This is a genomic window from Nitrobacter sp. 62-13 (assembly GCF_001896955.1).
GTDB lineage: Bacteria > Pseudomonadota > Alphaproteobacteria > Rhizobiales > Xanthobacteraceae > Nitrobacter.
Genome location: NZ_MKRN01000053.1, coordinates 1 through 12022, shown reverse-complemented (window position 1 = coordinate 12022; position 12022 = coordinate 1). Strand labels below are relative to the sequence as shown.

The 12022-nt window shown below is 61.8% G+C and carries 13 protein-coding genes; 7 read left to right on the top strand and 6 right to left on the bottom strand.

The window, feature by feature from the left end:
• The 3 genes from BGN91_RS05855 to BGN91_RS05845 form a co-directional block, all read right to left on the bottom strand.
• The coding region (locus BGN91_RS05855) for a DUF4198 domain-containing protein (protein WP_292611360.1) at window positions 1–649 on the bottom strand (649 nt) is incomplete at its 3' end.
• A gap of 64 nt (window positions 650–713) precedes the next feature.
• Window positions 714–1226, bottom strand: a complete 513-nt coding sequence (locus BGN91_RS05850) for a DUF2271 domain-containing protein (protein WP_292611358.1) — start codon at window positions 1224–1226, stop codon at window positions 714–716.
• A 10-nt stretch (window positions 1227–1236) separates the two neighbouring features.
• Window positions 1237–1899 carry a PepSY-associated TM helix domain-containing protein gene (locus BGN91_RS05845; RefSeq protein WP_292611356.1) on the bottom strand — a complete coding sequence of 221 codons (663 nt, stop codon included), beginning with the start codon at window positions 1897–1899 and terminating at the stop codon, window positions 1237–1239.
• Window positions 1900–2272: 373 nt separating this feature from the next.
• On the opposite strand from BGN91_RS05845, the gene htpG reads away from it, so the two are divergent.
• The gene (htpG, locus tag BGN91_RS05840) at window positions 2273–4174 is read left to right on the top strand and encodes a molecular chaperone HtpG (protein ID WP_292611354.1); all 1902 of its coding nucleotides are present in this window, start codon (window positions 2273–2275) and stop codon (window positions 4172–4174) included.
• Window positions 4175–4420: 246 nt separating this feature from the next.
• Here htpG and BGN91_RS05835 read toward each other — a convergent pair whose 3' ends face one another.
• The 3 genes from BGN91_RS05835 to BGN91_RS05825 all read right to left on the bottom strand — a co-directional run bounded on the left by BGN91_RS05835 (window position 4421) and on the right by BGN91_RS05825 (window position 7129).
• Complete coding sequence (locus tag BGN91_RS05835; protein ID WP_292611352.1) at window positions 4421–4813, bottom strand: DUF488 domain-containing protein; 393 nt, start codon at window positions 4811–4813, stop codon at window positions 4421–4423.
• Between the two features lie 184 nt (window positions 4814–4997).
• Complete coding sequence (gene fdxA, locus BGN91_RS05830) at window positions 4998–5336, bottom strand: ferredoxin FdxA (protein WP_292611350.1); 339 nt, start codon at window positions 5334–5336, stop codon at window positions 4998–5000.
• Window positions 5337–5683: 347 nt separating this feature from the next.
• Complete coding sequence (locus BGN91_RS05825) at window positions 5684–7129, bottom strand: TAXI family TRAP transporter solute-binding subunit (protein ID WP_292611349.1); 1446 nt, start codon at window positions 7127–7129, stop codon at window positions 5684–5686.
• 98 nt (window positions 7130–7227) lie between these two features.
• On the opposite strand from BGN91_RS05825, the gene BGN91_RS05820 reads away from it, so the two are divergent.
• From BGN91_RS05820 to BGN91_RS05795, 6 genes are all read left to right on the top strand, one after another.
• The gene (locus BGN91_RS05820) at window positions 7228–7575 is read left to right on the top strand and encodes a 4a-hydroxytetrahydrobiopterin dehydratase (protein WP_292611365.1); all 348 of its coding nucleotides are present in this window, start codon (window positions 7228–7230) and stop codon (window positions 7573–7575) included.
• A gap of 99 nt (window positions 7576–7674) precedes the next feature.
• Window positions 7675–8052: a YkvA family protein gene (locus BGN91_RS05815; RefSeq protein ID WP_292611348.1), complete on the top strand. Its 378-nt coding sequence runs from the start codon at window positions 7675–7677 to the stop codon at window positions 8050–8052.
• Window positions 8053–8470: 418 nt separating this feature from the next.
• On the top strand, window positions 8471–8962 hold the full coding sequence (locus BGN91_RS05810) for an invasion associated locus B family protein (RefSeq protein WP_292611363.1): 492 nt from the start codon (window positions 8471–8473) through the stop codon (window positions 8960–8962).
• 198 nt (window positions 8963–9160) lie between these two features.
• A complete protein-coding gene (gene rlmN / locus BGN91_RS05805; protein WP_292611362.1) occupies window positions 9161–10369 on the top strand; it encodes a 23S rRNA (adenine(2503)-C(2))-methyltransferase RlmN in 1209 nt (402 codons plus the stop codon).
• Between the two features lie 155 nt (window positions 10370–10524).
• Complete coding sequence (locus tag BGN91_RS05800; protein WP_292611346.1) at window positions 10525–11001, top strand: hypothetical protein; 477 nt, start codon at window positions 10525–10527, stop codon at window positions 10999–11001.
• A 148-nt stretch (window positions 11002–11149) separates the two neighbouring features.
• A complete protein-coding gene (locus BGN91_RS05795) occupies window positions 11150–11938 on the top strand; it encodes a phosphatase PAP2 family protein (RefSeq protein ID WP_292611344.1) in 789 nt (262 codons plus the stop codon).
• Window positions 11939–12022: the final 84 nt, after the last annotated feature.

Genomic DNA, 12022 nt, shown 5'->3' with positions numbered 1-12022 from the left:
CATTCAGCGCGTCGCGATAGCGGATTCCGCCCGGGACGATCTCGACCGCGACGCCTTTGGCGGGCTGCCCGTCCAGCATCAGGCGGAACGTTGCCTTCTCGCCGGCGACAAGATTGTTCGGATGGGTGACAGGAATCATTTCGAGCCCGACGCCTGTCGGCTTCAGCGTCTCGACGGAAGGCTTCCCCGAAGTAACGAAGGATTCGATGCGGCCGCGGCTTTCCGTAACCTTCACGTCGGTGGCATTGGCAGGAATGGCCGAGGCGAGTTCCTCGGGCTTGCCGCGCCAGCGCTTGTTCTGGCCGTCCACCTTGTAGCTGGCGAACAGGCCCTGGTTGGCCACCGTCAATTTGTAGGTGCCGGGCTGCGCCAGCTTGAAATCGAAGGAGCTGCGAAAATGGCTTTTTGCCAGGTTCTCCGGCGTGATCGCCTTGCCGTCGGGCCCTTCGATCGAGAGGTTGTCGAGCTGCAACGGATGATGCTCGAAGTAGAACAGGTCGTTGGAGATGGCGGCGTCCACCGTGACCCAGAGGTCCGATCCGGACAATACCGTGGCGGACGGCAGCAGCCAGCCGCGATGTGCCTGCGCGGGCAGAGCCAGCAGTGAAGCGGTCGCTGCGATCAGGGCGAGCTTGAGAGGGTTGGTCATGGCGAAATCCTTATCCATGAAAGCTGAGGGGGCGACGATGCGCGGCGTATTCGTGGGCGGCGACTCAGGGAGTCAGCTTCAATGAGACCGAGCCGAGCTCGCGTTCGCCCTTGGCCTTGCCGTTCGCCGCGGCTTTCGGCGGCCATTCGAACGGGATTTTCAGAAGCTCGCGGCCGCCGACTTCGCGAGCGGCCTCGATGACGAGCTGGTAGCTGCCGGGAGTGAGCCCGTCGAGAGGCTTTGACGCGCTATCGAACTTGATCTGGTGAGTGCCGGCCGCGCGGGTCGGACTCGACAGGCCATCAGCCGGCATCGTCAGTTCGCGGCCGGTGCGGCGCCACCATTGCCGCAAGTCCTTGAGCCACTTCGTGCCCTCGTTGTCCTTGTGCTTGACGTCGTACCACACGGCAAGATTCGTGATCTTGCCGCCATCGGCCTTTTCGACCCACATGGCGACGTAGGGCTTGTGATACTCGACGACGCTGAGCTGCGGAATATCGATGCTGATCGTGGCTTCGGAAGCCAGCGACGAACCGGCGGCAAGGGTGGTGAGTGCGGCGGAAATCAGGAGACGCATTGTTGACCTTCTATCCATGAATGAGAAGAACGGCGAGCAGCATCGGAATGACCAGGCCCATGCCGACGACGGGCCAGGTGGCGGGCCGCCGCTTGGAGTGAAGCTGCAGCAGCAAGAGGCCTGTGACACAGAAGATGGTCGCGGCGATCGCGAACACGTCGATGAACCAGCTCCACGCCTTGCCGGCATGGCGGCCCTTGTGCAGATCGTTGAGATAGGCGATCCAGCCGCGCGTGGTGATCTCATACGACACCGCGCCGCTGTCGCGCTGGATGCTCAGCCAGGCGTCGCCGCCGGGCTGCGGCAGCGCGACATAGACCTCATCGGCCGACCATTCTGTATCGCGGCTGGCGGTATTGACGCCGAGTTCGCGCTGTAACCACGCGCTGATTGCCGGCGGCAGAGGCGCCTTGGCAGCGGCAGGCTCGGATTTCAGATCGGCGATCATGGCAGATGGAAGCTGCGCCTCGTGCGTCGCAACGGCCGGCTTTCCTTCGATCCGTCCGGAATTGTTCAGTGTGATCCCGGTCAACGCGAACATCAGCATCCCGATCAGACAGAGACCCGAACTGATCCAATGCCATTGGTAAAGCTGGTTGATAAGGAACGCGCGACGCTTCTTTCGCTTCCAGAGTTCGTCGCCGTCGACCGTCACTCTATCCGGATTGTCCATTCGCAATCGTCATTGTTGCCAGATCGTGCCAATCGAAGAGGTGCGAACGGCGCCTTTCAGATCAGCGTAAATTGTTTAGCGAAGCCGACATCGCTTTACTACAGGATGAAATTAGGTTCGTTCTAAACTGAACCAGGCCCGCGTCGTTGCTGTCGCCGATCAGTTCGTGATGTGCGTCAGCTATCTGCATTCCACATCGCTGCGTGGCCCGCGTAATGTGGGTGGCGGGGATATCGCGGCGTCCGCTGAGCCGGGCGTTCCGGTGGATCAAGGTGTTGGAATGGGTGACGGAGCTACTGGAATGCCGCCGGCATATTTTCTATATCATCGGGCGCAGACGACTTGCGTCAAGATATTCTAAGGTGAAGCGACTATGACCTCGACGATCGACAGGGAAGGTGCGGCCGAAAGCCGCGTGTTCGAAGCGGATGTCGCCAAGCTGCTCCAGATGATGGTGCACTCGGTTTATTCCGACAAGGACGTGTTCCTGCGGGAACTGATTTCCAATGCGGCGGACGCCTGCGAGCGGCTGCGCTACGAGGCTATCAGCGATCCCGCGCTGCTCCCGGATGACACAAAGCCGCAGATTACTCTCACGATCGATGCCGAAGCGCGGCAATTGACGGTCGAGGACAACGGCATCGGCATGAGCCATGACGAGATGGTCGATGCGCTGGGAACGATCGCTCGCTCGGGCACCAAGGCCTTCATCGAGCAGGCCAAAGCCGCCGAAGCAGGCGAGGGCGTGAATCTGATCGGCCAGTTCGGAGTCGGCTTCTACTCCGCCTTCATGGTGGCGGATCGGGTCGACGTGATCTCGCGGCGCGCCGGCGCAGGCGAGGCGTGGCGCTGGTCGTCGGACGGGAAGGGCACGTTCACGGTAACGCCGGTGGATGTGAGCGAGGCGCCTGCGCGAGGCACTCGCGTGACCCTTCATCTCACGGAAGACGCCAGGGGATATGCCGACCGGCCCAAGCTCGAGCAGATCGTCACGGATCAATCGGGCCATGTGCCCGTTCCGATCGTTCTTGTCGAAAAGCCCGGAGCTGCCCCGATCGAAATCGCCGATGGCGCCGCGTTGTGGACCAAACCGCGCGGCGAGATCAGCGCTTCCGAATATGCCGATTTCTACCGCAGCGTGGCGGGTCAATTCGACGAGCCGGCGTTGACGGTGCATTTCCGCGCGGAAGGGCGGCAGGAATTCACGGCGCTGCTGTTCGTGCCGCAGACCCGGCCTTTCGATCTGTTCGAGACCGAGCGCAAGGGGCCGATCAAGCTTTACGTGAGGCGCGTCTTCATTACCGACGATGCCGATCTGCTGCCCCGCTATCTCAGGTTCGTGCGCGGCGTCGTCGACTCATCCGATCTTCCGCTCAATATCTCGCGCGAGATGATTCAGGAAAGTCCGATTCTGGCCGCGATCAAGAAGAGCATCACCGGCCGCATCCTGACCGAGTTCGAGAAGCTGGCCGAAAAAGACCCGGTCGCTTACGGAAAGATCTGGGAAACCTTCGGTCTGATGTTCAAGGAAGGCATCTATGACGCCTATGACCGGCGTGATGTCATCCTCGGACTTTGCCGGTTCAAGACCACGGCGGGCTCGCTGCGAAGTCTCAAGGATTACGTCGGCGCCATGAAGGAAAATCAGACGTCGATCTATTATCTCGCCGGGCACGACGCGGCTCGTCTCGAGGCATCGCCCCATCTGGAAGGTTTCCGTGCCCGCGGCGTGGAGGTTCTGTTGCTGTCCGATCCGGTCGACAGTTTCTGGGTCACGTCCGGACCGAGTTTCGAGGGCAAGCCGTTCAAGTCCGTGACGCAGGGTGCGGCGGATCTCGCGGCGATCCCAAGCGCAGATGCGAGCGCTGAGCCTTCGCAGGAGATCAGCACGGGCGTCACCGAATTCCTCTCTTTTCTCAAGACGACGCTCTCGGACCTTGTTTCCGACGTGCGCTCGTCCGAGCGCCTCACCGACAGCCCCGTATGCCTCGTCGCGGCCGAATCAGGGCCCGACCGGCAACTGGAAAAGATTCTCGTCGGCGTCGGACAGCTCCCGGGCGCATCCAAGCCGGTTCTCGAGGTGAACCCGAGGCATCCGCTGATCGCGTCGCTGGCGGCGCTCGGGGATAGCGATCGCGCCTTCAAGGAGGACACGGCGCGGATGCTGCTCGATGACGCGCGCGTTCTCGACGGCGACCGTCCCAGTGACGCGCTCGAGTTTTCCAGGCGTCTGGCCCGCATCGTCGAGCGGGGACTGCGCGGCTCGCCGGGCTAGAGTCTGTTTCAACTGCATTGAATCAGACTCGTTGCCTATCTTTTTATTGAGCGTGATCTTTTCCGCCCGTTTCCACTGTTCGGGATCATGCTCCAGATCATGATGATTGTCGTCGCGCTCCAATGGCGTTTTTGGACGAAGCATGTCCTCGGGCCTGATCCGAGGATGGATACAGGTTCGCGTGAGAAACGCGCCAAAAAATTATTATAGAATCTCGCTTCTGATTCCGTCAGAAGCGCCAAGGCTCTAGGCAGAGTGGGCGGGCCCACTGCCGACATGGCCCAGAAGGACGTCCCTCAAGACGACCGCATTGTTGCGGGATTCATCGTGCGCCGCAAAGACAAGCGTTAACCGCCCTGACCGGGCGCAGGCGCGCAGTTCGTCAAGCTGTTCGGGATGTCCGCGAATCTCATCGGCGTATCGCTGCCGAAACTCCTCCCAGCGCGCGGGATCATGAGCGAACCACTTGCGCAGATCGGTACTGGGCGCGATGTCTTTCAGCCAATGGTCGATGGCGGCGTCCGCCTTGCTAAGACCCCGGGGCCACAAACGGTCAACCAGTATCCGCGTGCCGTCGCCTTTCGCAGGCGCCTCGTAGGCCCGCTTCACGCTGATATTTTTGGCCGCAAGCCGCGTCATGGGTCTTTCGCTCAGATGCGAGTCACATCGTTGCTTCGGGCGTGTGCGTTCCGGCGGATGATCCGCCAAAGTGTAAGAGATTTGGCGAAAAGATCATGCGCATCCTCAATATTCTGGAGCGTGATCGACGCAAAACCGGAGTTTGCTTTGCGGGTCGCGCTTTGGCTGAGCGCGCCGCGTCGCGTCAGTCGCCCTGCCCGGGGTTCGCCGAAAAATATTGCTCCAGCTTGCCGGTGACGCCGTCGAAGGTTTTCGCGTCGGCGGGAGCGTCGCGCTTGATGGTGATGTTCGGCCAGACCGAAGAATATTCGGCGTTCAGCTTGAGCCAGTTTTCGAGTCCCGGCTCGGAGTCGGGCTTGATGGCCTCGGCCGGACATTCCGGCTCGCAGACGCCGCAGTCGATGCACTCGTCCGGGTTGATGACCAGCATATTGTCACCTTCGTAGAAGCAGTCGACCGGACATACCTCCACACAATCCATGTATTTGCACTTGATGCAATTTTCGGTGACAACGAAAGTCATCTCGAATACTCCGCGAGACAGGAAGAGGAGCCGGATCGGCATAGGCGCGGAACCCCCGACGCCAATGCGTCGACGATCCGGCGAACACCATTCTCGTATATACATTCGGGCGGCGCAGCCAAGAAGATCATGTCGCCTGCGCCAACACGAGAATGCAAGTGCATCCGAAGTGGGTCGGCGAGGGGGAAGCGGCGCTTCGATCGTCGAGGCAAGCTTCCGGCGGCAGCCGCATATTCCTTCCATAAGATATATTGCAGATGCTCCTTATACATACGCCCGACGCGGCCGGAAATCAATATTTTCTCGTGATTTTGAGCGGCGGGTTCCGGTCTCCGACGCATCAAATGTTATGACCCGGTCGTCGTCCGGAGCTGAACGCTCGCGGTTTGCGGGCGCGGCGGCGTGCTCATCAGCAGCCATTTGCGGTCCGCCACCGCGTTATGGAACTGCTCGAGCGCAATGTTGAAGGAGGTTAGCGACCCTTCCTCGATCGCGCCGCTCTCGAAGCGGTTCAACGTATCGCGCAGGATGGCATCGGCTTCGGCCTGCATCTGGTCGAGGTCATCGGCGGAATCGCTCCGGCGCGCCAGCGCGATCATGTCGAGCAGCCGGTCGCGCTGGGTCACGTTGCCGACCCGCTCCTCCTTTTTCAGGTGGCTCGCGAACCAGGCGCCCACGGACCCCGTCGCCGACATCGCCATCAGCGCCCACCAGATGTAATCGCTGTAGCGATCGAGGAAGGTTTTCTCTTCACCGTCGACGTAGGCGGCGGCACCCGGGTGAACCGGTATCACGGCGTCCTTGTCGGTATCGGGCGTTTCGATTTTAGCGGCCAGCGGGAAGTCCGATATGACCTGTTGCCGGATCGCGAAGAGCTGCCGGGTGAATGCGGCGACCGTCGTATCCGACAGGCTTTTTCGCGCGACGATGTGATGCGAGAAGCTGATGGTTTTCACCTCTTCGTCGGGACGGGCGGGGGAACCGCCGAACGCGCCCGGCGGAATTTCCGCGGCTTCGTACACCGGATGATTTTGCGCGATCGCGTCGGCGGAATCGATCGCGAGGAAGGTCGGCGCGCCGCCGTCGCGTGCGGAGGCCGCAATGGCATCCGCGGTGATCTTGCTGTTGACGGGACCTGCGGCGAGGAATGCGTCCGCCTTCTGGGCGCGGATCGCCTGGGCGACTTCGGTGGTGGCGAACCGGACGATGTCCATCTTGGCGGGATCGATGTTGTATTGCTGCAGGATGACTTTCAGCAAGTTCACATTGGCGTCGGTCTGGCCGACGACGCCGACGCGACGGCCGGCCAGTTGCGCGATAGTCTTGATTGTCGCGGCCTTGGCATTTTTGCCCTTCGGTTTCGGCGGAACCCACAAAACCGCGACGCTCTTGCGCAACGTCGCGACCGCTTGTGCATTCTTCGGAACGTCGAGGTCGCCGCGGACGATCGCGAGATCGGCCTCGCCGTTCGACAATGCGGAGGCGCTCGCGGCCACTCCATCGGTCAGCAGCGGGTGCAGGCGGATTTGCTGGTGGGAGCGCGCAAAGGCCTGCGCCAGTCCCTGAACGACCTTCGCGTCGTCGCTGTTCGCCGGGCCGACGGCGACCTGCAGCATCACCGGACGCATGGTGTAATAGTAGATGCCTGCGACCGCGCCGGTCAGGGCGAGAACTCCAGCCAGCAGCACAAGCGCAAACTTGCGCCGCACCGAACGCCGGGACTCAGGGGATTGTACAGCACCGGAACCATCGGCCTCCGGTCTGGTAGACAATCGGCTGGAATCTGATGTCATGCTGCCAATACGCTTGTACTTACATTCTAGCGATTTTCCGGCGGAGCCGGAGTTACGTTTTCGTTATGGTTCAGAATCGGTGCCGTTCTGGACCGGCATTGTGGCATGGACCGGAACGATTCGAGCAAAAGGAGGCAGATATGGCGGAACGGCTGTCGGCGGACGCACGAAAAGCAGCGATCAAGGCGCTGCCGGGTTGGTCGGAGGTCGCCGGCCGTGACGCCATCGCCCGCACTTTCACATTCCGGGATTTCAATGAGGCCTTTGGCTTCATGACGCGGGTCGCGCTGACCGCCGAAAAGGCCGATCACCATCCGGAATGGCGGAATGTCTACAAGACGGTCGAGGTCGTGCTCGCGACCCACGACGCCGGCGGCGTGACCGAGCGCGATATCAGGCTTGCCGAGGCGATGGACGCAATCGCAAGGCAGTTCGGCGTGGCCTGAATGGCCGATATCGGCCTTGCAGCGGGGAAACGGAACTCCCACGTGTAGGGGGTAGCGGTTTCGGTGATCCGCGGCTCATGACATTTCAGGACCTTGATGATGGCATCCGAACACAGCGTAGGATTCGAGCCGGCCGAGCGGCTGGCGCAGGACCGCGACAGCGTGCGCCGGAGGTTCTGGAGCAAGCTGAAGCGCGTCATCGCCAACGTGCCGTTCGCGGAAGACCTGCTGGCCGCCTACTACTGTGCTTTCGACAAGCAGACGCCGCGCCATGTGCAGGCGTCGCTGCTCGGCGCCATCGCCTATTTCATCCTGCCGTTCGACTTCATTCCGGACGTGTTGCCCGTGCTCGGTTTCACCGACGATGCCGCCGTGCTTGCGACAGCGATCAGGATCGTCGCTGCCCATATCACGCCGGAGCATCGCGAGGCTGCGCGCATGGCATTGAAGCGCGGAATAGAGAACGTTGAGACGTAAGCGCTCCCTGCATGACGAACCGGGCGCCGCTGCGAATGCGCGGGCTCCCCCATGCGTCACCATGTCTCGCATGACACGCTCGCCCGGTCGCCGGTCGCATCCTCACGCTTTGGCCCGCAATTTTCGCTGGCGCCATTGAGTTCGCGAATCGCGACGCGGCGCATTTTATTTGCGCATGCGGGAATATTTCTCGCTGCGCCTGTCCAGTGAATGTCAAATCCGCGCCGCTCGCTTGCGAATCATGATGCAAGCCGCGAGGATGGAGCCGCCTTCACAAATCAGGCATTTCCGGCTATGCCCGATGATGCGTGACCGCGCGCGTCAACCATCTTCCAGTCACAATGATGAAGGACGAGATTTGATGATGTCTATGCGGCAATTGCTGACAGTTCTGGTGGGAAGTCTGCTGACGGGCGGGATGGGTTTTGCTCCCGCATTCGGCGCCCCAACGGCCGGTAGCTCGGAGCCTACCCTGCTCGGACAATTCGGCGCGTGGGGCGCCTACACCGCATCACCGAACGGCAAGAAGGTCTGCTTCGCTCTCGCCAAGCCGTCGTCCTCGAAAACCAATCCGCCGAATCGCCCGCGCGATCCGGCTTACGCGTTCGTTTCGACCCGGCCGGCGGAGAAGGTGGTGAACGAAGTGTCGGTCACGATGGGATATCCGCTCAAGCCGGGTTCGGAAGCCACGCTCGAAGTCGGCGGCACAAGCTTCGAGATGTATACCCAGGGCGACGGCATCTGGATCAAGAACGCCGCGGAGGAAGGCCGACTGATCGATGCGATGCGCAAGTCCGCCGATGCGACCGTCAAGGGCGTGTCGTCCAGGGGGACGCAAACCACCGACATCTTTTCGTTGAAGGGCCTGTCACAGGCGCTGGACAAGGTCGGGCAGGATTGCAGGCGCTAGCTGCTCCGTCGTTTGGTCTCTTCGCAATGATACGGAAAAAGCCGGTCTAGCCCGGTCCGTCAACGGCCTGGAACATTTGCCGGCTTTTCAGCGGGGCGTGAAAGGCTTATGTCATGCGGCATGAGCGAAGCCCCCCGCAACCTGAACACCGTTTCAACCGAGGCCGCCGCTGCGGCGAGCGTGTCGGGCGCGCGCGGAATGCTGCCGGCCGATGGTGCGCTGGAGAAAACCCCGCTTGAAACCTATGTGCCGCCGGCGAAGCCGTCGCTGATCGGCCTGTCGCGCGCGCAGATATCCGAACATCTCGCCGCGATCGGCGTCGCGCCGGCACAGCGCCGGATGCGGGTTCAGCAACTCTGGCACTGGATGTATGTCCGCGGCGCGAGGACGTTCGGCGAGATGACGAGCGTCTCGAAGGACATGCGCGCCGAGTTGGAAAAGCACGTCACGGTCGACCGTCCCGACGTCGTCGCCGAGCAGATTTCCAATGACGGAACCCGCAAATGGCTGTTGCGGTTGCCGAGCGGCAATAATCTCGAAAAGCCGCACGAGGTCGAATGCGTCTATATTCCGGAGACCGATCGCGGCACGCTGTGCGTCTCGTCGCAGGTCGGCTGCACGCTGAACTGTTCCTTCTGCCACACCGGCACCCAGCGCCTGGTGCGCAATCTCACGGCGGGCGAGATCGTCGGCCAGATCATGGTCGCGCGTGACCGGCTGAACGATTGGCCTTCTCCGGTGTCGTCGTCCCTGGGAGAGGAGAAGACACACCGCCTTGTCACCAACATCGTGATGATGGGGATGGGCGAACCGCTCTACAATTTCGACGCGGTGCGCGACGCGCTTTTGATCGTCGCCGATAATGAAGGCATCGGCATCTCGAAGCGCCGCATCACGCTGTCGACATCCGGCGTGGTGCCGAACATCGTCCGCACCGGCGAGGAGATCGGCGTCATGCTGGCGATCTCGCTGCATGCGGTGCGCGACGAATTGCGCAACGAACTCGTTCCGCTGAACCGCAAATATCCGATCGCGGAGCTGATGCAGGCGTGCCGCGATTATCCGGCGGCCTCCAACGCCAAGCGGATCACGTTCGAATACGTGATGCTGAAGGGCGTCAACGATTCGCTCGACGACGCCAAGCTGCTGGTGAAGCTGCTCAAGGGCATCCACGCCAAGATCAACCTGATTCCATTCAATCCGTGGCCCGGCACGCGCTATGAATGCTCGGACTGGGATCAGATCGAGAAATTCTCCGAATACATTTTCAACGCCGGATATTCCTCGCCGGTTCGTACGCCGCGCGGCCGCGATATTCTGGCCGCCTGCGGCCAGCTCAAGTCCGAAACCGAAAAACTGTCGGCCCGCGAACGTCAGGCGCTTCGCGCCATGGCGATGACGGATTGAGGCGATGTGCTTGTCAAGCATGGACTATATATCCGTCATGGCCGGATTTATTCCGGCCGTCGACGTCTTGACGTCGAGGCAGAGACGTCGATGTCCGGCATGACGCCGGGTATGACGAAAGCGATGCTTGCCGCTATCGCGAATGGACCGCGATCATGGCGCTGATCGGCCGGTTGTTCGTGATCCTGTTCGGATTCCTGGCCGCCTGCTTCGTTGCCGGAATGATCGTCGTCGTCGCGATGCTGTATCCCGAATTCACCGACCTCGGCATCGAGCCGCCCGACCCCGATACGCTCAACATCGTGCTCGGTTTCGGCTTCATCTTCGTCAGCGGCTTCGCTCTGGTGCCGGCGATGATTCTGGTTCTGATCACCGAAGCCTTTTATATCCGCGGCATACTCGCTTACGCTATCGGAGGCGCGATCTGCGGCGCTGCCTGCTATCTCGGGCTGATCCCGTTCGATCCAACGACCATGCATTTCGAAGGCGTCGTGCGCCGCCACCTCGAAATCATGACCGGCGCGGGGGTGATGGCGGGCTTCACCTATTGGCTGATCGCCGGCCGCAATGCCGGCGCGTGGCGCGGCCCACCACGCGGCCCCCGGCCGCCCGATCTGCCGGCGCGAACGTGAACCGCGCGGGCTTTTCATGCCTGCCGCGGTCGGCTAGACTCTAGTTCAACTGCGTTGAATCAAACTCTAGCCTTACCTTTTGATTGAGCATGATCTTATCCGGAAGCCGGTTTTCCACTTTTCGGGATCATGCTCTAAGTCGCGCGTCATGAATCGCGCCGGATTGATCATCGCGCTCGGGCTTGCGCTCGCGATCGGGATCGTGTTCGGGATTCATCCCGAGTATGATCTGCGTCTCGCGGCGCTGTTCTACGATCCCGCGATGAAAACCTTTCCGCTGAAATCGAATGCGCTGGCCTCGTTTGCGCGCAACGCCGCGATGTGGGTGGCGTGGGCGTTCGCGCTGCCCGCGATCGTCGCGCTGGTCGTGAAGATGTTCCGCCCGGATCGCCCGCTGCTGATGTCGGGGCGGACCGTGGCGTTCCTGTTGATCACCATGCTGCTCAGCGCGGGGGTCCTGACCAACCTGACGTTCAAGAGCCATTGGGGGCGTCCGCGTCCGGTGATGGTGACGGAATTCAACGGCCCATGGAAATTCATGGCGTGGTGGGACCCGCGCGGCGAGTGCGGCCGGAATTGTTCCTTTTTCTCCGGCGAGGGCGCGACCGCATTCTGGACCCTGGCTCCGGCCGCGCTGACGCCGCCGGTGTGGCGGCCGCTGGCCTATGCGGGCGCGGTCGCGTTCGGCGTCGTCACCAGCGTGCTGCGGATGGCGTTCGGCGGTCATTTCTTCACCGACGTGGCGACGGCCGGTCTGGTGGCGTTTCTGGTGATCTGGCTCGTTCATGGTTACATCTATCGCTGGCCGTCAACGCGCAAAAGCGACGCCGAGATCGATGCCGCGCTGACGCGCTTCGCCTGGCCCGGCTATCGGATGCGGCAACGGTGGCGGGGCCGCGATGTCGGCCCGGTGCCTGTGCCGGAGAAGCCGGTCTGAAGCGCTCGAGAGACCTTGCACGTGGTCCGGTTCCGCCTATAGTCCCGCCGAATTCACGTCATCCCACAGGATTTTCATGAGCAA

What these genes read in the sequence shown, in the direction of transcription:
- BGN91_RS05850 (WP_292611358.1), bottom strand. Translation starts at nt 1,226, where the DNA reads ATGCGTCTCCTGATTTCCGCCGCACTCACCACCCTTGCCGCCGGTTCG.
- BGN91_RS05845 (WP_292611356.1), bottom strand. Translation starts at nt 1,899, where the DNA reads ATGGACAATCCGGATAGAGTGACGGTCGACGGCGACGAACTCTGGAAG.
- htpG (WP_292611354.1), top strand. Translation starts at nt 2,273, where the DNA reads ATGACCTCGACGATCGACAGGGAAGGTGCGGCCGAAAGCCGCGTGTTC.
- BGN91_RS05835 (WP_292611352.1), bottom strand. Translation starts at nt 4,813, where the DNA reads ATGACGCGGCTTGCGGCCAAAAATATCAGCGTGAAGCGGGCCTACGAG.
- fdxA (WP_292611350.1), bottom strand. Translation starts at nt 5,336, where the DNA reads ATGACTTTCGTTGTCACCGAAAATTGCATCAAGTGCAAATACATGGAT.
- BGN91_RS05825 (WP_292611349.1), bottom strand. Translation starts at nt 7,129, where the DNA reads ATGACATCAGATTCCAGCCGATTGTCTACCAGACCGGAGGCCGATGGT.
- BGN91_RS05815 (WP_292611348.1), top strand. Translation starts at nt 7,675, where the DNA reads ATGGCATCCGAACACAGCGTAGGATTCGAGCCGGCCGAGCGGCTGGCG.
- BGN91_RS05810 (WP_292611363.1), top strand. Translation starts at nt 8,471, where the DNA reads ATGGGTTTTGCTCCCGCATTCGGCGCCCCAACGGCCGGTAGCTCGGAG.
- rlmN (WP_292611362.1), top strand. Translation starts at nt 9,161, where the DNA reads ATGCTGCCGGCCGATGGTGCGCTGGAGAAAACCCCGCTTGAAACCTAT.
- BGN91_RS05800 (WP_292611346.1), top strand. Translation starts at nt 10,525, where the DNA reads ATGGCGCTGATCGGCCGGTTGTTCGTGATCCTGTTCGGATTCCTGGCC.
- BGN91_RS05795 (WP_292611344.1), top strand. Translation starts at nt 11,150, where the DNA reads ATGAATCGCGCCGGATTGATCATCGCGCTCGGGCTTGCGCTCGCGATC.